Below are 20281 nucleotides of genomic sequence, written 5' to 3' on the forward strand. Positions count from 1 at the left end.
TTCGCCTGCGTGCTTCGCAGCGATCAAATAGCCTATATCGGATTTGTCACGCTCAATATAACAAATACACGTACGGGTGTAAAGCCCTTTTTTATCCAATTGACGATTCCCGGGCTATGCGCTTACGAACGGATTATCCCGTTTCTCTTCCCCGATCGTCGTCTCCGAACCGTGGCCCGGCAGCACGATAACGGTGTCGGGCAACGTATACAGCTTCTCGCGGATCGAACGGACAAGCTGCCCGTGATCGGCGCCGGGCATGCCCGTCGCCCCGATCGAGCGGCGGAACAACGCGTCTCCGGAGAACAGGAAATCGCCGACCAAGAAACTCACGCTGCCCGGGGAATGCCCCGGCGTATGCAGCACATGGAACGTCTCGCCGATCAACCCCAGCGACTGCCCGTCCTCGAGCAAGTAGTCCGGGGGCGACGCCGTAATCTCCGGCACGTTCGGCCAATTGAGCGATAGATTACGATCCGTGTCCCACAGCCAGTCTTTCTCCAAGTCATGGAGGTATACCGGGCAATCATATCGCTTCCGCAGCGCTTCGACGCCGCCGAAATGGTCGAAATGCGCATGCGTCAGGAGGATCGCCTCGACCTTCAGGCCGTCAAGCTGCCGCATAAGCGCTTCGTCCGCCGTGCCGGGGTCGATGACGACCGCTTTCGTGCCAGCCTCATTCACGACGACGTACGCGTTCGTCTGCACCACGCCGAGACAATAGGAGCGATAGGTCGGCATCTTATGCTCTCACGTACGGATTGTCCCGCTTCTCTTCCCCGATCGTCGTATCCGGCCCGTGACCCGGCAATACGATAACGGAATCGGGCAATGCGTACAGCTTCTCGCGGATCGAACGGGACAACTGCTCGTGATTGCCGCCGGGCAAATCGGTACGCCCGACGGAACGCCGGAACAGCGCGTCTCCGGCGAACAGCAAATCGCCGACCAAGAAGCTTACGCTGCCCGGGGAATGTCCGGGCGTATGCAGCACTCGGAAATTCTCTCCGAGGAACGTCAGCGATTGACCGTCCGCGAGCAAATGCTCCGGAGCATCCGTCGTGATCGGAGGCGTCACCTGCGCCCAGCGCAGGGAGCCGTTCTTGGCGGCGTCGGTCAGCCAATCCTTCTCCAGCGAATGAATGTAAACCGGACATTCATAGCGCTTGCGCAAAGCGTCTACGCCGCCGATATGATCGAAGTGCGCGTGTGTCAGCAGAATCGCCTCGACCTTCAGGCCGTCCAGCTTGCGCATGAGCGCGCCGTCGGCCGTACCCGGATCGATGACGACCGCATGCGTACGCTCCGCGTTCACGACGGCGTAGCCGTTCGTCTCCAGCGCGCCTAGACTATAGGTATGGAACGTCAACATGATCGATAAACCCCTTATACCCCGGACAGAAGCTCGCGCAGCTCTTCCAGAATCAGCTTCTGATAGTCGGTGCCTTCGCCGTAACGCGCCATGATCTCTTTGCGCGCCGCAGCCAGATTGTCCTGATAATCCGGCGCCTCGCGGTCCGGATTGTCGCGTTTGAACGCCACCATCGGCTCTTGGATGTACTTCGGACGAGGTCCCCATTTGCCAAGCAGATGACCGCCCGTGTCCACGATCAGCACGACCGGAATCGAACGTCCGCCCATCACGAGGAACTGGTCGATCAACTCCAGGTGCTGCTCCATAATGTACATTTCCGTAGGGATGCCTGCCTTCTCCATCGCCGCGAGAACGACGGGAACGTTGCGCACGACGTCGCCGCACCATTCCGCCGCGATGATCATGCAGCGCAGGTCGTCTCGGTTATTCTGCGATTCGAAGAAATACTCCGTGTCCGCGTCCGGCCACTCGAACTTCTCCTGCCACGAACGGAGAGCCTCTTGATTCTTGGCCATTCCGTCTATGAATTGCTGCGGCGAGATGCCTTTTCTCAAATAATCTCCCAATTGCTGACTCATCGTAACCTCTCCTTGATCAATCTGATTTTTCGCCGAGCCCGAACAAGCTCTCTTTATTTGTTTTTGCCCCGCTTGCGCCAATACTGAACGACAAAGTACAAACAAAGAAGCCCGAGAGCCGAACAAAGGATCCATATCACCAGGTCCCCCGACTCGCTTTCGATCGTGTCCCATTTATTCCCGAGCTCGTTACCTAAATAAACGAACAAGATCGACCACGGAATAGATGCCAGTGCGGTGAGCAGCGTGTATAAGCTTAGTTTCATCCGCGCCATTCCCGCAGGGATCGATATGACTTGTCTCATCACCGGCACGAACCGCGCGGTGAATACGATGATCGTCCCGTGCTTCTCGAACCATCGCTCCGCGATATCGATATGCTTCGGCTTCAAGTGCAAATACTTGCCGAACTTGTCCACGAAAGGCCGTCCGCCGTACCTCCCGATGGCGTAGAGGAGCCACTGCTGCAGGAGCGCGCCGATCACGCCGCATATGACGGCGACCGGGAACGAAACTTCTCCGCGGAACACGAGATACCCCGCGTATGCCAAGACGATTTCGCTCGGAATGACTTCGATGGCGAGACCGATAATAATACCCCAATACCCTAAGTCCTCGATCCATAACAACAATTGGTCAAGCCATTGGTGAATCGTATCCATCATCGCGCAAACCTGCTTTCTCTCCCATGATTACCGTTACCATTCTAGCATATGGTATGTTGCTTGTTCCACTTCAAGACTTGTCTCGTTATTTCGTACGGGCCTGTCATGACGGAGCGGACATGCGCATACACATTCGGTAGGTGGACAAAGTTGAAGAGGAGAGAGTGGCATGAGCAAAGTCGTATTACTTAACCGGAAAAAGATTCAGTTTTACGGTATTTTGGCGCTCGTCGTGATCCTGGCGGGGGCATACATCGGGTGGCAGCAGTCCAAGCCTGCGTCGGCGCCGGCCGCGTCCGGCGACGTGCAAGTGTATCACATGGTTACGGGCGAATTTACGGCAGACGTCGGCGGCAAAAAGCTCGAAGCCTACCAATTCATTCCCGGTTCCATCTACGTGAAAAGAAACCAGCCGGTAGAGCTTCGCATCTCGGGCGTCAACGGCCAATCGCATCCTTTCGTAATCGAAGGACTCGGCATCTCCGCAACCGTCAATAAAGGCAAAACGACGATCGTGAAATTCACGCCGAAGGAGTCCGGAGTCTACAGCATTATTTGCGAGACCCACTCCGAAGAAAACTCAAGCACCCCGATGATCGGTTACTTGTACGTTCAGTAAGCATAGTCCGATTCGCGAAGAACGCTCTTATGGGAGCGTTCTTCTTGCTCGTTCTAGACGTTCGCCCAACCCGGTGTCCCCTCCCCTGCCCTCCGCATAGGGTATCGAAAGAGAGGCATGGTGAAGCAAGGATGACAATATTCAAAGAAAAGCATACTTCCCCTCTTCCGTCCCCGCGGAGCATTCGCAGGGCGTGCGGCAACGAGCTGTACAGGACGGTCAAGAGGCTGAAGCTGCACGTCCCCGCCCCCCTTGTGAAGCAAGCCGAAGAGTCATACGTGCGCAAAGTGATCGGCAACCTGCTCTGGATCCACGATAACCGCAGCAATCGCAAGGCGCTGGCCGATTGGTGGGACGATGCGGTCAGCGAAGAAATCGCCGCGTTGTGGAACGTCGATCTCGAGCGTCTGCGGCAAGCGTTCAGAGCGGCATTCGGCGGATAAGGGACGATCATTCGTGCAGGACTCGCGCCGGAGCGGCGGTCATCCTCCAGAAGATTTGAAGTAAATAAGTCCTGTAAGCAGCACCAAGAGGCCAACGCAGCGTCATCTCATTGCTCGACACTAACTGCATGAACGGCAGGTATTCCAATCGAGCGAGTTTAGTCCTTGACCTGTAAACGGTACGAAGTGCAGCTATTTTGTGGAAAATGAGAGTTCTGACGGTTTCGGCGATAATGAGATGTATTCAATGCCGTTATTCAGTAGAAAAAGGGCGATATGGCGATACGAACTGTACTCCGTGCAGTTGGGGTAGCGAGGAAGGCTATGCGCTGTCGGTCAATCGGGTGATTGAAGAAGGCTGCGATGGACCAAAAAACGCGAAATGGTGGCTACAGGGATCATCCCCCTATAGCCACCATTTCTAAAATATGATCGATTTTCTTTCAGCAAGCTCGAAGATTAACCGATGACGACGAACGTCTCGATGCCCGCGGGAATCGTCCTCGTACGGAACAAGACGCCGTTCGCGTTGAAGAGACGAAGCGTAAAGCGGGAGGTCGTTAACGTTCTGACGTTGTTGAAGCGCGCAACGCCGAAACGGTCGAATCTCGTCGTCGCTACGAGCGTGCCCCCGATCGATAAGCTGGCGAAAAATCCGGTTGTATTAAAGGGAACGCCGTTCCTTTGCACCCATTCGACCGTGAGGCGGGTAAAAATCGGTCCCGTTCTCAAGGCGCGGGGTCTCTTGATCGATGTTCGGCGCACGATTCTGGATCGGCCTGAATCGGACCTCGGCGGTGTTGGACACCGGACAGTCATGGAATCACTCCTTGAAGCGATAGTTTCAACTTCAATGTATGTGGTTCCATCGCCGACAGCTACGGGCAGCCTCCTATGAACGCGTCCATTTATTCGTCCAATAACTTTAGCGCCATCTCCTGCCAATCGCCGGCCAACCTAACGTAACGCAAACAATCCCGGATCCTATAGGCGCCGGCAGCAGTTGCACCATTCTTTTTGCGCCTTCTATCGTCAATCTCCCCACGATATCCCTTCAAGCGATAACAAATAAGTCCTCGCCATTAACGAACGAAACCTGCCTAAAGTTGCATCGCATGACCGCAAATAAAAAAGGCCCCGCTCGGGAGCCTGTAATCGATTAGAAGCGTTTTTTCATGACCGTTTCCTTGCGAAGCGCAGCGCTCTTCTCCACCTGATGCTTCAAGATCATAGCTCTAAGCGGGCGCATCATCTCCTGCTCGATCAAGTGCATTTTCGCGCCTAGCAGCAGTTTGTCGTCTTGACGTTCTCTCCGGATCACTTCGAGCTCGCAATTGAAGGCGAAGTCGAATTCGACGCTCGCTCTTAGCTTCATATTGCGAAAAATTTGCGTTGTATCGGGCGCCGAAATACCGATACCGGACAGACTGATGTCGTTCACCTCGAACGTTAACGGGTGCTCGAACTTCATTACCTGCCCGCCTTCGTCTTGAACGGAGTGAACCATTATGCTCCCGTTGACGTTGACGCGAGGATGCTCGCGCCTTTCCTTGAACCGTTTCTGCACGTTGGGCGGCTGAATCAAGGCGATCGCGCCTTCGTATTTGGCGAACACGGTCGATTGGATCGTCTGCAAACCCGCGGGAGAATAGACCGTCAGCTTCACGCTCTCTCCTAATTCGAACTTGTCGAAATCGTGCAATTCGACTTCGAACAGCTCTCCTTCGACGTGTGTCATCACCCCGGTCGTCAGGCTGTTCGCGCTCTCCACTACGGTCCGACAGTGCAACAGTACATTGAGAGGAGGAAGCTCCTTCTCGTCGGCTACAACTCTTTTTGCGTTTCCGGCCTGTGTCATCAGCTACCACCTTTCCGCCTTCGGAAAATATCATTCTAGCGAAAAAAAGGCGGCCCCGTTAAGGAGCTGCCTGATGTACCTAATAGACCCAACTTACGGGACTGATCGGCAGCCAGGCTGTCATCGTTCGCGTGAACATTAGACCCTGTAGCTTTGCGTCCTTGCCTTTCAGCAAGTTTGCCATTATCGGATAGCCACAAATCGCATCTTGGAGAAGATTGTAACATAAACTTGTGACCTAAGTCACTAAGATTTCTATAAGAATAGGATTAGGGATGGAATTAATAGGCAGTGACGACGCGATTCCGACCTTCGTTCTTCGCTTTATACAGCGCAGCATCCGCCCTCGAAAACAAATCGCGTAAATATTCCTTCGGATTCTCGACCGTAAGGTCGTCCGTATCTTCGGAGACGACGCCCATACTGATCGTCACGCTGACTTGCTCGGTGCCCGCCTGCACGATGTTCGCGCCGATGGCATGCATGATTCGATCCGCAAGAAGCTCTGCTTGCTCGCGATTCGTATGCGGCAGATAGACCGTAAACTCTTCCCCGCCGTACCTCGCGAGAATATCCGTCCTGCGAAGCTTCGAACGGACGGTGTCCGCCGTGCTGCGAATGACCTCGTCGCCGACAAGGTGACCGTATTTGTCGTTAATCTGCTTGAAATGATCAATATCGAACAGAAAGATGGAGAACGGAATACGATAACGAACGTTAAGGAGCACTTCATGCTCAAGCTGCTGCATCAGATATCTTCTATTGAAGCAGCCGGTGAGCGCGTCCGTGACCGCCATCTGCTCGAGCTTCTGGTTGACGTTGAACAGTTCTTCCTGAATGGAGATGAGCTCCAGATTGCGTTCATGCAACGCTTCGTTCTTGCGGTTCATCTCGTCCACCAGCTTGCGCAGCTCCGTCACGTCGTGGAACGTAATGACACGCCCCAGCAACGTCTTCCGATCGTCCAGAATCGGGGAAATCTGTATCGATACGTGACGCCCCGCGGCATCCTGCAACGCGTATTCCATCTGTATTCTTTCGTGCGGATGGTTGATGTAACGATACAGGAATTCGTACACTTCGCCTTGCGCGTGCATCGGCGACAGAAACCTCTCCATCTCGAACGGCTCGCCCTTGGAAATTTGGAGGAACGGAGACACGCCCCGATTCACCTCAAGCACTTTCCCCTCTTCGTCGATGACGATGATGCCCGTCGTCATATGTTCGATGAAGTCTCTTTGCGCCATGCTGAGCAGATCGAACATGCCGTAACGGTAGATCGCAACGACGAAGCAGAGATCCGACAGCAGAATTCCGGTAGCCAGAAGACCTGGAACGATCGGAAGCCATTGCGACAGCAGTACGTTGACCAGCACGTCCAGCAAGCCGAAGCCCGTCAGCACGAACATGCCGATGAGCGCGGTAGCGAGCTGCTTGCGCTGATTGATTCCGTTAACCGTCTTCAAAGCTTGGAACATGTTCATGAGCGCGGTGAAAAAGTAGGCGAACTGCACGAGCACGAGCAGCCAGAACAGCGGTCCGTAAATCCGGTCCACATAGGTGCCGCCGACGGGAGACATGAACAAGCGGCCGGGATTCCACATCGCGAGCGTAATGCAGGCGAACGCCGGCGTTAAGTATAGAAGGATGCGCTTCCATTTCAGCATCGGACTTCTTCCGGTTAGGAAGAACACGAAGATCAGCCAGCCGGGTCCGAGCAAACCCATTGCCACGAATGACATATTGATGAAAAACAATTCGTATTCGTGGAGGTCCGTCAAGTGTGTCGAGAATTGACCTAGCGGCCAGATCATCATAACGAAATGGAACGCCAAATACACCTTATGCGTCTGCGTGATGCGATTAAAAGCGAGCACGCCGACGAACATCAGGAATAAAAACACGAATAAAAAGAAATCGGGCCGAAGAAACGCCAAGGCATTCACTCTTCCATCGACAGTAATGTGAAAGAATTTACAAGCCCAATATTACCATATCGTGCGATATTACGACAGTAATTGCGTCCAAATGTCCCGCAATTTTATACAAACTTATTTGATTTAAAGGACTTTCCGGCGATTTCCTTATGACTTAAGTCGTAAATTAACGAAGCAATTTCTCCATATATGGGGATATGCCTAAAAACTCCCTGAAATTGATATAATCATCCAGAACTTCGGAGTTGTCGGCTTGACGCTGCTTGACCGCACGAATCAGGATATTCTTCGGCGTATGCTCCATATCGATAAATTCCAACAGCTGCACGCGATAGCCCGCCGTCTCAAGCAAATTCGCGCGAACGGCGTCTGTCACGAGCGAAGCGAACCGTTCTTTGAGTATGCCGTGTTTCAGAAGCGGCTTCAGAATCGGCTGCGATACTTGCCGGAACAACTCATGCTGGCAGCAAGGCACGGACAGGATGACGCTCGCGTTCCAGCCTAGCGCCTTGAGCAGCGCGGCATCGGTTGCCGTATCGCAGGCGTGAAGCGTAACGACCATGTCGACGCTGGAGAGCCCTTCATATTGAGAGATGTCGCCCACGGCGAACGATAGCTTGTCCCATTGCAATTGATCGGCGAGCTTGGCGCAGGCGACAATGACGTCTTCCTTCAAGTCGAGGCCGATAATGCGCACGGGCAATTGCTCTTTGACCGCGAGCAGATGATATAACGCGAACGTTAAATACGATTTGCCGCAGCCGAAGTCGACGATCGTCAGCTCTTTGTCTCTCGGCAGCTCGGGCAGAACGTCGGATACCATCTCCAGGAACCGATTGATTTGACGGAACTTATCGTACTTCGCTTTAACGACTTTGCCTTCGGCTGTCATCACCCCGAGCGCGATCAGGAAAGGAACCGGTTCTCCATCCGGGATCACGTAGGACTTGTTGCGGTTGTGCGTTAACGGAGCTTCCGCCGCTTTGGCCGTGGGCTTGCGGGCAAGCAGCGACAGTGCGCCTTTCTTGTTCGCAAGCACTTGAACGTCCGCCTCCGGCGTCTTGAACAACGCCTGCTTGTATTGCGACATCACGGCGTTCAGCCGATCCTTCAAACGTTCGGCAGGTACGTTGTCGTGATACGCTTTATTGTTCAACCGGCTCTCGAACTGAAAGTGGACACCGTTCTTCAATTTAATCGGCCTCACCGTGATTTTCCTGGCTATATCCGAGCTTTTGTCACGTGGTCCGCTGAACGAAGCTTGCAGCAGCTTGCCCGGCTCGGCAAGCTCGTCCGCGAAGTCGTCCCACTCCGCGGAACGGTTGCGCTTGGCGTTCGTCTGATTATCCGTCATCCGATGTTCTCCTTCATGAGCGCTTGCCATTGTCTGCGCCCTTCCTCCAATTCGTCGCGCGGCATGCCTCCGGACTGTAGCCGCTCGTCGCTGTGCAACCCCAGACGGACGTAGAAGTCTTCGCCTTCTAGGGCCGTAACGCCGGAATCGCCCGCGAGTTCATATAGAACGTTCTCCGCGTCCGCGAACCTGCCGTTCTCTTCGTGCCAGCTCCAGATCGCCCGTTTCGTCCCGACTTCGATCCGATAAGGAGCGATGGCCATCATCAGCGCGTTAACCCTTCCTTCGAGATTCCATTCCTGAATCTCGACATGATTACGCAGTAAATAAAGGTGTAACCTCAACGCCTTCTCATATCTGGGCAGCGCTTGATCTTCTTGGCCGAGCTCGGCGAGCAGATCCGCCTCTTCCTGCAGGAAAGCCGCGATGACGGCAACCGACTCCGCGTTCGGAACGCCGCCGACAGTGAGCATTTGCAGCAGTTGCTCGTCGGTAAGACCCATGGCTAGCCGCGTGCGTATGCGCAGCTCCTTGCTAAGAAACTCGTCGATGAGATCGAGCGCTTCATTCGGTTTCATTTGCTCTCTTAATCCCATCGATCGACCCAGCACTAACGCGGCTTGCGAGATCAAGCGCATCAAATAGTCTCTTTCCAGCACGTTATTTTCCCGTCCCTTGCACGAAAGCTGTAATCGCGTCGGTTAACGCGCGCGGATTCTCCATCATGCTCATATGACCGACTCCCGATAGCGTCACCTGCGCGATAGAAGGACCCGAGACGGGGAATCTCCGCTCTTCGGTTATCACTTCGTCTTTCTCCCCGGCAAGCAGGAGAATGGGCATATTCGCGCGCCGCAGCACCGAGGTGCGGTCCGGCCGGTCCCGCATGCCGAGAGCGCAGCCGATCGCCCCTTGAGAGGAAGTGCCGTAACCGATCTCGAGCGCCTTGCGCATCGGGTATTGCTCCTCGTTCCGATGCTCCGGAGCGAACAGCTTGGGCACGAGACCGTTAACGAACGCTTCAACGCCTTCTTTGCCGATCGTGTCGACTGCTTTGTCGCGGTTCGCTCTCGCCGCGTCCGTGTCCGGGTACGAAGTCGAATGCACCAACCCGTAGCCGAATAGGCGATCGGCATATTGTTCGGCGAACGCCAGCGCGACGTACCCGCCTAAGGAGTGGCCGAACAAATAAACCCGCGCCAGATCGAGACGGTCGAGCAGCCGAAGCGTATCCTCGGCCAAGCTTTCCATCGGGTAGTCGCCATCCGCAGCCGGCGAATCGCCATGGCCGCGCAAGTCCGGGGTAATGACGCGATAGCGCTCGGCCAGGAGCGCTGCCGCCTCATCCCAATATCGATGGCTGCCGCAATAGCCATGCAGCAAGACGAGCGGCACGCCGCTCCCGGTTTCTTTAACGAACATGTTCGCACCCTTCCTTTTTGTCATGCTAGATTCGTGTTCTTCCTCAACGTTGTCAACGCGTCGGCGATGTCCTTAGCCATGCCGATTACCCGATATAGCGAAGTCGTCTGCAGCGTCCAATAAGGCTTCGGACCGTTCTCGTTCACGATGGCGGCGATGCTGTACGCGCCGATCGGAGGGAACGTCCTGCCTACGGATTGCGCTGGAACGAGCGGGCCGCTCGATACTAAATAAGCGCCGACGCCCTCCGGCCGTCCCAGGCAAGCGTCGATCGCGACTAACGTTCTTCCTTCCTCGGCTTCGCGCGCGAATCGATCTGCCATCTGCGGCAGCCGGTCCGCATCGCAGGGCTCGCGCAAGGTGCCGATGACCCGCCGGAAGCCGCTCTCCTCGAGCATCGTTCCGACGAGCGGTCCCAAGCTGTCCCCGGTGGAACGATCGGTGCCGATGCAGACGAAAGTCAATTGCTCGATCGGATGCGTCCGGCAGATCTGTTTTATAAAATCGGCGACGCCCGCGATATCGACGCGTTTGGCCGCCTGCGCCAATGGATCCGACATGTCATTCTCTTCTTTCTTTCGATTGAACAAGTTACATACAGGTTACCATTCTCGCTCGTCGATTGCTACCGCTGCGGGCTAGCCGCGTGTTGGCGCATGGCGGACGGTTGGCGCTCTATGATACAATGACGGCATCCCTATTCTCCGGAGAGGATGTTAACCGAATGGATCTTAGCGTTCCGAATGAGCAAAACATCGAATATATGATCGAAGCGATCAAAACGAAGCTGCGGATGGCAACCGGCGCCGCCATGCAAGCGTCCAGCTTCGCCGTCGACAAGTACGAGGACATTAAAGACATTTACGACATGGTCGCGTCCAAAGACCGATTCAGCATCAGCGAAGTCGAGGCGCTCGTCTCCGAGCTCGGCAAGCTGCGGGCATAGAAGTAACCTTATTTCGCCGAAACCCGCGCCACCGACGCATTTAGAGTCACCACGTGTGCTTATTTCGCCGAAACCCGCGCCACCGACGCATTTAGAGTCACCACGTGTGCTTATTTCGCCGAAACCCGCGCCACCGACGCATTTAGAGTCACCACGTGTGCTTATTTCGCCGAAACCCGCGCCACCGACGCATTTAGAGTCACCACGTGTGTTTATTTCGCCGAAACCCGCGCCACCGACGCATTTAGAGTCACCACGTGTGCTTATTTCGATGAAACCCGCGCCACCGACGCATTTAGAGTCACCACGTGTGCTTATTTCGCCGAAACCCGCGCCACCGACGCATTTAGAGTCACCACGTGTGCTTATTCTCCTAAAAAAATCCTTCAACCCGATTGCGGTTGAAGGATTTTTGTTTACTGCACATAGGGCTGAAGCTTCGCTACCGCCTCTTGCTCGGTGCCTCGCTTCAGGTCAAGCCCTTTCACGACTCGCCATGTCTCGACGTGCGTAAGGGTTTCCCCGGATTCCACTTCCTGCAGCTCGCCGAGCGTCTCCAGCTCCAGCATGAGGTTGTTCGTGTACAGCTCGAACGAAACGCCGAAATCAGGATACGTTCCGCCGGGAACTGACGTATAACGCTTAATGAACGTGTCGCCGTGGTTGCTGTAAGCCGCCCAACCGGCTTCGTTGTCGCTGCCGAACTTGTAAGGCGTCGGCCCGTCTCCTTGGTTGACGACGACCTCGGATTCCGTGAACACGATCCGCGAATCGTTCAAGCGCGCGTAAGGCCACAGAATGAAGCGGCGATTCGGCAGCAAGCCCGTATTCGCGCCGCTCATCGGCACGATCGCCCGGCCGCCGGCGCCCATGACGGACAATGCCCATACCGCGAAGTTGATCGGCCAAGCTCCTTTGTTCGTCACGCGGTGCGTAACCGTAATGCCGTCGCCGGAAGCATCCAATTGGATTTCGATTTCCTTGGCGACTTGGTTCCACCGTTCTTCGGAAGGACGAAGAACGATGCCGCGCTCGCCGACTTGCGCCCATTCGATCGGATCGTTGTCCGGGTAAGTCGTGCGCGGCAGTCGTTCAGGGCTCGTCCACAGGCGGTGTCCGCCGTAAATGTGCCACTTGTCCCCGCCGACCGGCTCGAACGCGTCGCCGCCGTTCGTCAGCGCGTCGTCTTTATCTTCCAAGAACAGATTGGTCCCGCCCTGGGAGGACAGGTGAATAATGCGCGGCCCGAAATCGAGCGTTGCCAGCAGTTCCACGCGATCGCTCGCCAACGATACGCAGCGGCCCCATCTTTCATGTTGAATGACTTTAATCGTTGCTACCGACATATTCAAGCGCTCCTCTATCGTCTAGATTCCAACTTATTGTATCAGATAATCGAAGTTTTCGTTAAGAAGCGTTTGAACGCTTCGCGCCCGGCGGCATCCGTCTTGTATACGCCGGCGTCCCGCAACACCGCCGCGAACTTGTCCCCGACCGCGGCTTCCAGCAGACGCCGCGCGTCCTCGGCTTCGTTCGCCGTTCCGTGCCTGGCAACGAGCTCGCCGATCCAATCCGCGTGCAAGTTCAGCGGGTGAGACGGCGATCGCAGCATGGAGGCGTCGTACGGCGCGACGCCCGTAAGCAAGTCGGCAATCTGCGCAAGCTCGCCTTTCAGCCGTCCCGGCAATACCGCGAGTCCCATCACTTCGATCAACCCGATATTTTCGCGTTTAATATGATGCAGTTCTTGATGAGGGTGGAAAATGCCAGCCGGGTGCTCTTCGCTGGTACGATTGTTGCGCAGCACCAGGTCAAGCTCGTACGAGCCGTCTTCCCGTCGCCGCGCGATCGGCGTGATCGTGTTGTGCGGCACTCGTTCGCTTCCGTTAGCGCTGAACGCCAATACATCCGCATCCGGGTCGCTGTATGCTCTCCAGCTCGCCAGAATGTACGTCGCCGCGCGCAGCAACGCATGGCGGTCCGCAGCGCGCATACGCAGCACGGACATCGGCCACTCCACCCTTCCGATCGATACGGAAGGCTCGGCCGCGCAGGCATTCCAATCGAGCGCGTCGGCCTTCTCCATCGGGAAGACGTGACGTCCGGCTTGGAAATGATCGTGATTCAGAATCGATCCGCCGACAATCGGCAAATCCGCGTTGGAACCGATGAAGTAGTGCGGGAATTGGTCGACGAAATCGAGCAGCCTGACGAACGTCGCCGGAGAGATGACCATCGGCGTATGCTCGCCTTTGAGCAGGATGCTATGCTCGTTATAATAAGCGTAAGGCGAGTATTGGAAAAACCACGGCTCGCCATGAAGCGTTAACGGCAGGATGCGCAAGTTTTGCCTGGCCGGATGGTCGAGACGTCCGGCATAGCCGACGTTATCCCGACAAAGCAGGCATGGCGGATAGTTCGCCTGAGGCATCGACTTGAGAAGCGCGATTTCCTTCGGATCCTTCTCCGGCTTCGCGAGGTTGATCGTGATTTCCAGCTCGCCGAACGGCGTCGCGTGTCTCCAATACCCGTTCTTCCGGTTGCGGTCCTCGCGAATATAGTTCACGACGATGTTCATTTTGTAGAACCAGTCCGTCGCGCCCGTAACGCCGCTGCTCTCGACCTTCTCCCGAAAAATCCTGTTCGTCTCCGAAGGCCGAGGCATGAGCAATCCCATCAGACGGGAATCGAACAAATCGCGATACGCCGCAAGATGATCTTCGATAAGCCCTTGAGCCGCAGCGATATCCAAGAGCGGTTCTAGCAGCGGCACGGGGCTGTCCGGAAGCGCGTCTAAGTCCGCCGAGTATCCCGTAACCGGCTCCGTCAGTCCGAATAAGTCCAATAGCGAGTTGCGAGAGAACTCTAAATCCATAGAATCGATAAGTCCGTTCTTCAAAGCGAAAGCGACAAGCCTCTCGATGTGCATACCGGTCGTTGCCCGATCCGGTACGGTTGAATTCGTCCGCGACATGTCGTTCCTCCTCGATAATTGTAATCTTCGTCGGGCTCGAACAAACTCGCCATCAGTCTTGCCCGTAACCTTCCGGATGGTTGACGTGCCATTGCCAAGCGCTGGCGATAATATCTTCCAGGCGATCGCGTCTTGGCGTCCAACCAAGCTCCCGTATCGCTCTAGCAGGCGAAGCGACTAACGCAGCCGGGTCTCCCGCGCGGCGAGGCTCGTATTTCGCCTGAATTTCTCGTCCCGTCACTTGGCGAGCGACGTCGATCACTTGCTTCACCGTGAAGCCTTGGCCGCTGCCGAGATTGAAGATACCGCTCTCCCCGCCGTTGCACAGCCGCTCCAACGCGAGCAAATGCGCGTCCGCCAGATCGCTTACGTGAACGTAATCGCGCACGCAGGTGCCGTCGACCGTCGGATAGTCGTCTCCGAACACGGAGATGTGCGAGCGCTGCCCTAGCGCGGCTTGCAGGACGAGCGGGACGAGATGCGTCTCCGGGCTATGGTCTTCGCCGATCCTACCGCTCTCGTGCGCGCCGGCGGCGTTGAAATAACGAAGCGATACGTATTTGATGCCGTGCGCGACGTCGAACCAACGAATCATGCGCTCCATCGAGAGCTTCGTCTCGCCGTACGTGTTCGTCGGCAAGGTCCGGTCGAACTCGTCGATCGGAGTGCGCTCCGGCTCTCCGTAAGCAGCCGCCGTGGAGGAGAACACGATTCTCTTCACGTCGGACTTGTGCATTTGCTCCAGCAAGCATAAGGTGCCGTATACGTTATTGCGATAGTATTTGGCCGGATCCTGCATGCTCTCGCCGACGAGGGAGCTCGCCGCGAAATGAATAACGCCGTCGATCTCGTTCTCCGCGAACACGTTCGATAGAAACTCCGCATCCCGTATATCGCCGACGTACAATTTTCCGCCGAGCACCGCTTTCCGATGTCCTTGCGCCAAGTTATCCACGACGACAACCTGCTCGCCCTTTTCCAATAATGCCGCAACCGCGTGCGACCCGATGTATCCTGCGCCGCCTGTAACGAGAACAGCCATCGTTTACGCCCCCCCTTTGATCTCGCGTACCCCGTCGCCGATATCGCAAACGTAAAAGTCCGCGCGCAAGCCGGTTTTCGCTTCATATTCACGGCCAACGTCCGCTTTGAATCGCTCGACCGAATCGCGATGCACGAGCGACACCGTGCAGCCGCCGAATCCCGCTCCCGTCATGCGCGCGCCGAGCACGCCCGGCACTCTGCGCGCCGCGTCTACCATCGCGTCGAGCTCCTTGCCCGTCACTTCATAGAGATCGCGCAGCGAGTCATGGGAAGCGTTCATCAGCTTGCCGAAAGCCGCCAGATCGTCTTGGCCGAGCACGGCCATCGACTGCTTCACGCGGTCGATCTCTTCGATGACGTGCCGCGCGCGTCGTCGTACCGTATCGTTCTCGATCAGGCGTTGATGCGACTCGAACTGCGCCGGAGTCAACTGTCCGAGCAATGCGAGATCAGGGACCGCCCCCTTCAGATCGGCAACCGCCCGGTCGCACTCGGAACGACGCTCGTTGTACTTCGAATCTACTAATCCGCGGCGTTTGTTCGTGTTGCTTATTACGATTTTATAGTCGCCGGAGCGAAAAGGAACGAGCGTGTAGTCGAGCGTATCGCAATCAAGCAGAATCGCGTGATCCTTCCGTCCGTTCGCGACCGCGAACTGGTCCATGATGCCGCATTTGACGCCGATATATTCGTTCTCCGCATGCTGCGACCAGCGTGCGATCGCGATTTTATCCGTTGGCTGGCCTTCCAGCGTCAATAACGCGTAAGCCGTAACGACCTCGATCGATGCCGAGGAAGACAAGCCGGAGCCGTTCGGAATTTCACCGTGGTAGAGAAAGCTGTACCCTTGGCTCAGGCCGACGCCTTGCCGCGCGAGTTCCCATACGATTCCTTTCGGGTAGTTCGCCCAGTCGTGCTCATCCGCGTAAGCGATGTCGTCCGCGGATATCTCGAGCGAGTAAGGAAAATTCGTCGAAGCGAAGCTGAGCCTGCCGTCTTGGCGAGGCGCGATCAGCAGCGTCGTTCCGAACGTAAGCGCCGCCGGGAAAACCGCGCCGCCGTTGTAGTCCGTGTGCTCGCCGATCAGATTCACGCGTCCGGGAGCTTGAAATACGGAAATGTCGGAGGCGTTGCCGCCAAACCGTTCTACGAACCGCTGTTTCAAAGAAGTCACATCTGCCATCGGAACTTTCTCTCCTTGGTACGTCTATTTTTGTAATCAGTATAGCGAATCCGCTTGCTTACCCCAATGGCTTGAAATGCTTTATACATGGAGAAATGTGACTTTCAGAGGAACTCCTGCCGACTGTTCGTGCTATAATGAGGGAAAGTTTATGAGGTCATAAGGAGTATAACCATGACTGCATCCGACGCTTATACGTATCGCGTGGCGTCCAATCCGGTCACCCTGCAGCCGCGCGGATTGACGGTGCTGTTCTCCGGGGAAAGCCAGACGAAGCCGGGTCACCGCATCGGTCCTAAAGTCGTCGATTACTATTTGTTGCACCATGTTTTGTCCGGAAGAGGGCGGTTTCATAGCGGCGAATACGACGGGGAGCTGACGGCCGGCTCAAGCTTCCTCATCCATCCGCATCAATTGTTCGACTACGTCTCCGACGAGGCCGAGCCGTGGCGCTATCGTTGGGTGGCTTTCATCGGCGCGGATGCGGGCGAGCTGGTTGCATCGGCGGGACTCGGGCTCCTCTCGCCGGTCGTCGACACCGGCGACAGCCCGGCGCCGGCGGATCGCTGCCGCGCGATTTTCGATTGTTTTCGCATGCGTGCCGGGGCCGCTTCGGTGGAAGCGACCGGCCACCTGCACTTGCTGTTCGCGGACCTGGCGACCGGCGCTTCCGATCGCGCGGCTTCGCCGCAACTTCGTCCGAATTCGCACAACGAAGAGCTTGTCCAGCTCGTGATCGGCTATCTGACGACGCAGTACGCCGAGCCGATCACCATCGAAGCGATGGCGGAAACGTTAGGCTACAATCGCGCCTACTTATCGCGTCTGTTCAAGCAGGTCGTCGGGTTGTCGCCGGTCACCTTCCTGACCAAGCTGCGAATCGACCATGGAAGACGCCTGCTTCGGGAGCGCCCGGAGCTGACCGTCGAGCAAATCGCGTCCTCCGTCGGTATCCAAGATCCGCTCTACTTCTCGAAGCAATTCCGGCGCTGGCACGGTCAATCGCCGTCGATGTACCGGTCCGCGGTCGGACAGGGGGCCAAATAAAGGCGGACATGCCTCTATTCGATGCGCATGTCCGCGTTTCCTCCATTTTAGGGCGATTTTGCTTCTATTTGGCATTCGCGTTTTCGCCCCGCTCCGTATTTCCGCCAAATAAGATCACGCCGTGTCTCTATTTCGTCCTCTGCACCGGATTTCCGCAAATTAAGATCACGCCGTGTCTCTATTTCGCCCTCTGCACCGGTTTCCCGCCAAATAAGATCACGCCGTGTCTCTATTTCGCCAACTACACCGGTTTCCCGCTAATTAAGATCACGCCGTGTCTCTATTTCGCCCTCTGCACCGGTTCCCCGCCAAATAAGATCACGCCATGTCTCTATTTCGCCATCTGCACCGGTTCCCCGCCAAATAAGATCACGCCGTGTCTCTATTTCGCCCTCTGCACCGGTTTCCCGCTAATTAAGATCACGCCGTGTCTCTATTTCGCCCTCTGCACCGGTTCCCCGCCAAATAAGATCACGCCGTGTCTCTATTTCGTCCTCTGCACCGGATTTCCGCAAATTAAGATCACGCCGTGTCTCTATTTCGCCCTCTGCACCGGTTTCCCGCTAATTAAGATCACGTCGTGTCTCTATTTCGCCCTCTGCACCGGTTTCCCGCAAATTAAGATCACACAGTGACTCTATTTCGCCCTCTGCACCGGTTCTAACGCGCCAGCTCACGGAAGCGCCGCTTCCCACCGACCTGCCGATTCTCCCGCATCGTTCTGGAACTCCGCCGGGAACGCGGCCGCGAGGCGTTGCTTCGTCTCCTCGGCCAAGTTGCCGAACCGCTCCAACAGCGCCATTGCGATATAAGGCCACGCGATTTCCGTGCCGTTCGCCACCGTGAAGGCGACGCCAAGCCGCTCGCGACGGAGGCCGAACGCGAATACGCCGTGCGCGCCGCTCTTGGCGACGACGTTCGGGTCGGCCAGCAGGATGCTGGCTAAACGACGGTCGCCTTCGACGAGCAGCGGGTGAGCGTTCATCGCCTGCGCCATCGCGGCCGCTGCCGCCGTCGAAGCGGCGTCGACGCCTGCTGTCGCGGCCAGTTCGGGACTCGCGAGCCTGCCGTACCCGAGCGCCAGCCTCCGCAGCGGCATCGCCGCCACCGGGAAGCCGCAGCCGTCGCGGCCGACCGTCACCTGCGAAGCGTCTTCGCCGGTCCACCGCGCCACCGCGCCGAGCACTTCCCGCTGGGCGGGATGATCCGGATGAATGTATCCCTCCAGCGGCCATCCCTTCAGCTTGCTATACGCCAGCACGCCAAGATGTTTGCCCGCGCACGTATGAAACAGCTTGCGAGGCCGACCTCCCCCCGCAACGAAGGCATCGCGGTTTCGACTGCCTGCCGGCAACGTAGCCCCAACCGCAAGCGCGTCTTCCGGCACCCCGGTCAGCGCCAGCATCTCCTCCAGCACGACCATCTGCTCGGAACTTCCCCGATGAGAAGCCCCCATCAGAGCAAGGTGCCGCGACTCCAATTCGTACGCTTCCGCGAGTCCATCCTCCAATGACGCGATCGCCTGCATCGGCTTCGCCGTCGAACGCACGTAGGTCGGCGCCCCGGTATCCCCGACCGAATACAGCTCGCGGCCGTCCGTCGCCGCAACGACGCTGATCCGCCCCCGATGCGCGTTCTCCGGGAGTGCTCCGCGAATCATCACGGCTAATGTCTGATCTTGAGGTATATGGTTCATCTCGTTTACTCCTATCTCTTATGTCCCAGATTCGTGTTGTTAGCGTAGCTCCATTGTTCACTTCTATGCAGGCACGCACATATAAGAGACGACCAACGCGTTGGTCGTCTCTCTACGTTCCTGATCAGCTTCCGGCTCCGGCGCCTACAGGTTCGGTCAACTTGCGATCGTCCCGCGCTTCGCTCGTAAAATTCACTTTGTCCGAGACGAGATAGAGCGGCCGCCCTTTCGTCTCTTCGTATATCCTTCCGATATATTCGCCCAGCACGCCGAGCAGCGACAGCGTAATCCCGTTGAACAGCAAGCTGATCGCGATCAGCGAAGTCCAGCCGGGCGTCGTCGTATCCGTGAAGAAGTGCTGGCATAGAACGACGATCAGATAAATAAATCCTCCCGCCGACAGAAGAAAACCGAGTATTCCCGCGATCTTAAGCGGTTTCGTCGAGAACGACGTAATGGCATCGAGGGACAGCCTTAGCATTTTGCGAAGCGGATATTTCGTCTCCCCGGCGAACCGCTCTTCCCGCACGTATTCCACCGAAGCTTGCTTGAAGCCCGACCAGCTTACCATCCCGCGGATGAATCGGCTCCTCTCGCGCATTTGCGTAAGCGCGTCGCGCACTTTCCGGTCCATGAGCCGGAAATCGCCCGTGTCCACCGGAATGTTCACGGAAGTCATCGAACGAAGCAGCCGATAGAACATCGCGGCCGTCGTTTTCTTGAACCACGTCTCGCCTTTGCGTTCCATCCGTTTGCCGTACACGACGTCGTACCCTTCCCGCCACTTGGCGACCATATCCAGAATAATTTCCGGAGGATCCTGCAAATCCGCGTCGATAAGCACGACGGTTCTGCCGCTGGAATGGTCCATGCCGGCCGTTACCGCGATTTGATGCCCGAAGTTACGCGAGAAGTCGACCAGCTTCACGGTACGGTCGCGCGCGCAAATTTCCCTTACGATCGCCGCGGTCCGGTCTCGGCTGCCATCGTTCACGAACACGATCTCGTACGTCTCCCCGAGCGACTGCAGTACCGTTCTCAGCCGATTATAGGTCACTTCGATGACTTCTTCCTCGTTATACATCGGTACGACGACGGAAAGGAAAATCGGCTCCTTCACGCGTGTAACCCCCTTCTTGT

Annotated in this window: 21 protein-coding genes and 1 riboswitch; of the genes, 4 read left to right on the top strand and 17 right to left on the bottom strand. The window is 56.5% G+C overall.

Going from position 1 to position 20281, the window contains the following annotated elements; all coding sequences use genetic code 11:
* Window positions 1-114 precede the first annotated feature (114 nt).
* From COHPA_RS0108045 to uptA, 4 genes are read right to left on the bottom strand one after another with little or no spacing between them, the layout of a single operon-like run.
* Window positions 115-741, bottom strand: coding sequence for an MBL fold metallo-hydrolase (locus tag COHPA_RS0108045; RefSeq protein WP_027085667.1), 627 nt, complete (start codon window positions 739-741; stop codon window positions 115-117).
* 1 nt (window position 742) lies between these two features.
* Window positions 743-1372 (bottom strand): MBL fold metallo-hydrolase, encoded by a 630-nt coding sequence (locus COHPA_RS0108050; RefSeq protein WP_027085668.1) that lies wholly within the window; start codon window positions 1370-1372, stop codon window positions 743-745.
* Window positions 1373-1386: 14 nt separating this feature from the next.
* Complete coding sequence (locus COHPA_RS0108055; RefSeq protein WP_027085669.1) at window positions 1387-1953, bottom strand: thioredoxin family protein; 567 nt, start codon at window positions 1951-1953, stop codon at window positions 1387-1389.
* 53 nt (window positions 1954-2006) lie between these two features.
* The gene (uptA, locus tag COHPA_RS0108060) at window positions 2007-2618 is read right to left on the bottom strand and encodes an undecaprenyl phosphate transporter UptA (protein WP_027085670.1); all 612 of its coding nucleotides are present in this window, start codon (window positions 2616-2618) and stop codon (window positions 2007-2009) included.
* Between the two features lie 169 nt (window positions 2619-2787).
* Here uptA and COHPA_RS0108065 point away from each other — a divergent pair, with 169 nt between their 5' ends.
* Window positions 2788-3237, top strand: a complete 450-nt coding sequence (locus tag COHPA_RS0108065; protein WP_027085671.1) for a cupredoxin domain-containing protein — start codon at window positions 2788-2790, stop codon at window positions 3235-3237.
* A 131-nt stretch (window positions 3238-3368) separates the two neighbouring features.
* The gene (locus COHPA_RS0108070) at window positions 3369-3680 is read left to right on the top strand and encodes a hypothetical protein (RefSeq protein WP_027085672.1); all 312 of its coding nucleotides are present in this window, start codon (window positions 3369-3371) and stop codon (window positions 3678-3680) included.
* 459 nt (window positions 3681-4139) lie between these two features.
* Here COHPA_RS0108070 and COHPA_RS23185 read toward each other — a convergent pair whose 3' ends face one another.
* The 7 genes from COHPA_RS23185 to yyaC form a co-directional block, all read right to left on the bottom strand.
* Window positions 4140-4412, bottom strand: a complete 273-nt coding sequence (locus tag COHPA_RS23185) for a hypothetical protein (RefSeq protein ID WP_027085673.1) — start codon at window positions 4410-4412, stop codon at window positions 4140-4142.
* A gap of 427 nt (window positions 4413-4839) precedes the next feature.
* Complete coding sequence (locus COHPA_RS0108080) at window positions 4840-5538, bottom strand: PilZ domain-containing protein (protein ID WP_027085674.1); 699 nt, start codon at window positions 5536-5538, stop codon at window positions 4840-4842.
* 104 nt (window positions 5539-5642) lie between these two features.
* Window positions 5643-5730: riboswitch (cyclic di-GMP riboswitch) on the bottom strand.
* An 89-nt stretch (window positions 5731-5819) separates the two neighbouring features.
* On the bottom strand, window positions 5820-7475 hold the full coding sequence (locus COHPA_RS0108085; protein WP_027085675.1) for a histidine kinase N-terminal 7TM domain-containing diguanylate cyclase: 1656 nt from the start codon (window positions 7473-7475) through the stop codon (window positions 5820-5822).
* 166 nt (window positions 7476-7641) lie between these two features.
* A complete protein-coding gene (locus COHPA_RS0108090; protein ID WP_027085676.1) occupies window positions 7642-8829 on the bottom strand; it encodes a class I SAM-dependent methyltransferase in 1188 nt (395 codons plus the stop codon).
* A complete protein-coding gene (locus tag COHPA_RS0108095; protein WP_156926615.1) occupies window positions 8826-9488 on the bottom strand; it encodes a DUF6483 family protein in 663 nt (220 codons plus the stop codon). Before COHPA_RS0108095 ends, COHPA_RS0108090 begins: the two co-directional genes overlap by 4 nt.
* 1 nt (window position 9489) lies before the next feature.
* A complete protein-coding gene (locus COHPA_RS0108100; protein ID WP_027085678.1) occupies window positions 9490-10251 on the bottom strand; it encodes an alpha/beta fold hydrolase in 762 nt (253 codons plus the stop codon).
* A gap of 20 nt (window positions 10252-10271) precedes the next feature.
* Window positions 10272-10811, bottom strand: coding sequence for a spore protease YyaC (gene yyaC / locus COHPA_RS0108105; RefSeq protein ID WP_027085679.1), 540 nt, complete (start codon window positions 10809-10811; stop codon window positions 10272-10274).
* 164 nt (window positions 10812-10975) lie between these two features.
* Between yyaC and COHPA_RS0108110 the strand changes: the two genes are divergently transcribed.
* Window positions 10976-11197: a DUF1128 domain-containing protein gene (locus COHPA_RS0108110; protein ID WP_027085680.1), complete on the top strand. Its 222-nt coding sequence runs from the start codon at window positions 10976-10978 to the stop codon at window positions 11195-11197.
* 416 nt (window positions 11198-11613) lie between these two features.
* On the opposite strand, the gene COHPA_RS0108115 is transcribed toward COHPA_RS0108110, so the two are convergent.
* From COHPA_RS0108115 to COHPA_RS0108130, 4 genes are read right to left on the bottom strand one after another with little or no spacing between them, the layout of a single operon-like run.
* Complete coding sequence (locus COHPA_RS0108115) at window positions 11614-12543, bottom strand: hypothetical protein (protein ID WP_027085681.1); 930 nt, start codon at window positions 12541-12543, stop codon at window positions 11614-11616.
* 41 nt (window positions 12544-12584) lie between these two features.
* The gene (locus tag COHPA_RS0108120; RefSeq protein ID WP_027085682.1) at window positions 12585-14171 is read right to left on the bottom strand and encodes a UDP-glucose--hexose-1-phosphate uridylyltransferase; all 1587 of its coding nucleotides are present in this window, start codon (window positions 14169-14171) and stop codon (window positions 12585-12587) included.
* Between the two features lie 52 nt (window positions 14172-14223).
* Window positions 14224-15213 (bottom strand): UDP-glucose 4-epimerase GalE, encoded by a 990-nt coding sequence (gene galE / locus COHPA_RS0108125; RefSeq protein ID WP_027085683.1) that lies wholly within the window; start codon window positions 15211-15213, stop codon window positions 14224-14226.
* 3 nt (window positions 15214-15216) lie between these two features.
* On the bottom strand, window positions 15217-16398 hold the full coding sequence (locus tag COHPA_RS0108130) for a galactokinase (RefSeq protein ID WP_027085684.1): 1182 nt from the start codon (window positions 16396-16398) through the stop codon (window positions 15217-15219).
* A gap of 174 nt (window positions 16399-16572) precedes the next feature.
* Between COHPA_RS0108130 and COHPA_RS0108135 the strand changes: the two genes are divergently transcribed.
* Complete coding sequence (locus tag COHPA_RS0108135; RefSeq protein ID WP_027085685.1) at window positions 16573-17445, top strand: helix-turn-helix transcriptional regulator; 873 nt, start codon at window positions 16573-16575, stop codon at window positions 17443-17445.
* A gap of 673 nt (window positions 17446-18118) precedes the next feature.
* On the opposite strand, the gene COHPA_RS0108140 is transcribed toward COHPA_RS0108135, so the two are convergent.
* Window positions 18119-19141, bottom strand: a complete 1023-nt coding sequence (locus COHPA_RS0108140; protein ID WP_027085686.1) for an asparaginase — start codon at window positions 19139-19141, stop codon at window positions 18119-18121.
* A 124-nt stretch (window positions 19142-19265) separates the two neighbouring features.
* Window positions 19266-20261 (bottom strand): glycosyltransferase family 2 protein, encoded by a 996-nt coding sequence (locus COHPA_RS0108145; protein WP_027085687.1) that lies wholly within the window; start codon window positions 20259-20261, stop codon window positions 19266-19268.
* Window positions 20262-20281 lie beyond the last annotated feature (20 nt).

Source organism: Cohnella panacarvi Gsoil 349, from assembly GCF_000515335.1.
Lineage (GTDB): Bacteria > Bacillota > Bacilli > Paenibacillales > Paenibacillaceae > Cohnella > Cohnella panacarvi.

What these genes read in the sequence shown, in the direction of transcription:
- COHPA_RS0108120 (WP_027085682.1), bottom strand. Translation starts at nt 14,171, where the DNA reads ATGTCGCGGACGAATTCAACCGTACCGGATCGGGCAACGACCGGTATG.
- COHPA_RS0108100 (WP_027085678.1), bottom strand. Translation starts at nt 10,251, where the DNA reads ATGTTCGTTAAAGAAACCGGGAGCGGCGTGCCGCTCGTCTTGCTGCAT.
- COHPA_RS0108055 (WP_027085669.1), bottom strand. Translation starts at nt 1,953, where the DNA reads ATGAGTCAGCAATTGGGAGATTATTTGAGAAAAGGCATCTCGCCGCAG.
- COHPA_RS0108065 (WP_027085671.1), top strand. Translation starts at nt 2,788, where the DNA reads ATGAGCAAAGTCGTATTACTTAACCGGAAAAAGATTCAGTTTTACGGT.
- COHPA_RS0108115 (WP_027085681.1), bottom strand. Translation starts at nt 12,543, where the DNA reads ATGTCGGTAGCAACGATTAAAGTCATTCAACATGAAAGATGGGGCCGC.
- COHPA_RS0108110 (WP_027085680.1), top strand. Translation starts at nt 10,976, where the DNA reads ATGGATCTTAGCGTTCCGAATGAGCAAAACATCGAATATATGATCGAA.
- uptA (WP_027085670.1), bottom strand. Translation starts at nt 2,618, where the DNA reads ATGATGGATACGATTCACCAATGGCTTGACCAATTGTTGTTATGGATC.
- yyaC (WP_027085679.1), bottom strand. Translation starts at nt 10,811, where the DNA reads ATGTCGGATCCATTGGCGCAGGCGGCCAAACGCGTCGATATCGCGGGC.
- COHPA_RS0108135 (WP_027085685.1), top strand. Translation starts at nt 16,573, where the DNA reads ATGACTGCATCCGACGCTTATACGTATCGCGTGGCGTCCAATCCGGTC.
- COHPA_RS0108045 (WP_027085667.1), bottom strand. Translation starts at nt 741, where the DNA reads ATGCCGACCTATCGCTCCTATTGTCTCGGCGTGGTGCAGACGAACGCG.
- galE (WP_027085683.1), bottom strand. Translation starts at nt 15,213, where the DNA reads ATGGCTGTTCTCGTTACAGGCGGCGCAGGATACATCGGGTCGCACGCG.
- COHPA_RS0108080 (WP_027085674.1), bottom strand. Translation starts at nt 5,538, where the DNA reads ATGACACAGGCCGGAAACGCAAAAAGAGTTGTAGCCGACGAGAAGGAG.
- COHPA_RS0108130 (WP_027085684.1), bottom strand. Translation starts at nt 16,398, where the DNA reads ATGGCAGATGTGACTTCTTTGAAACAGCGGTTCGTAGAACGGTTTGGC.
- COHPA_RS0108090 (WP_027085676.1), bottom strand. Translation starts at nt 8,829, where the DNA reads ATGACGGATAATCAGACGAACGCCAAGCGCAACCGTTCCGCGGAGTGG.
- COHPA_RS0108070 (WP_027085672.1), top strand. Translation starts at nt 3,369, where the DNA reads ATGACAATATTCAAAGAAAAGCATACTTCCCCTCTTCCGTCCCCGCGG.
- COHPA_RS0108050 (WP_027085668.1), bottom strand. Translation starts at nt 1,372, where the DNA reads ATGTTGACGTTCCATACCTATAGTCTAGGCGCGCTGGAGACGAACGGC.
- COHPA_RS0108140 (WP_027085686.1), bottom strand. Translation starts at nt 19,141, where the DNA reads ATGAACCATATACCTCAAGATCAGACATTAGCCGTGATGATTCGCGGA.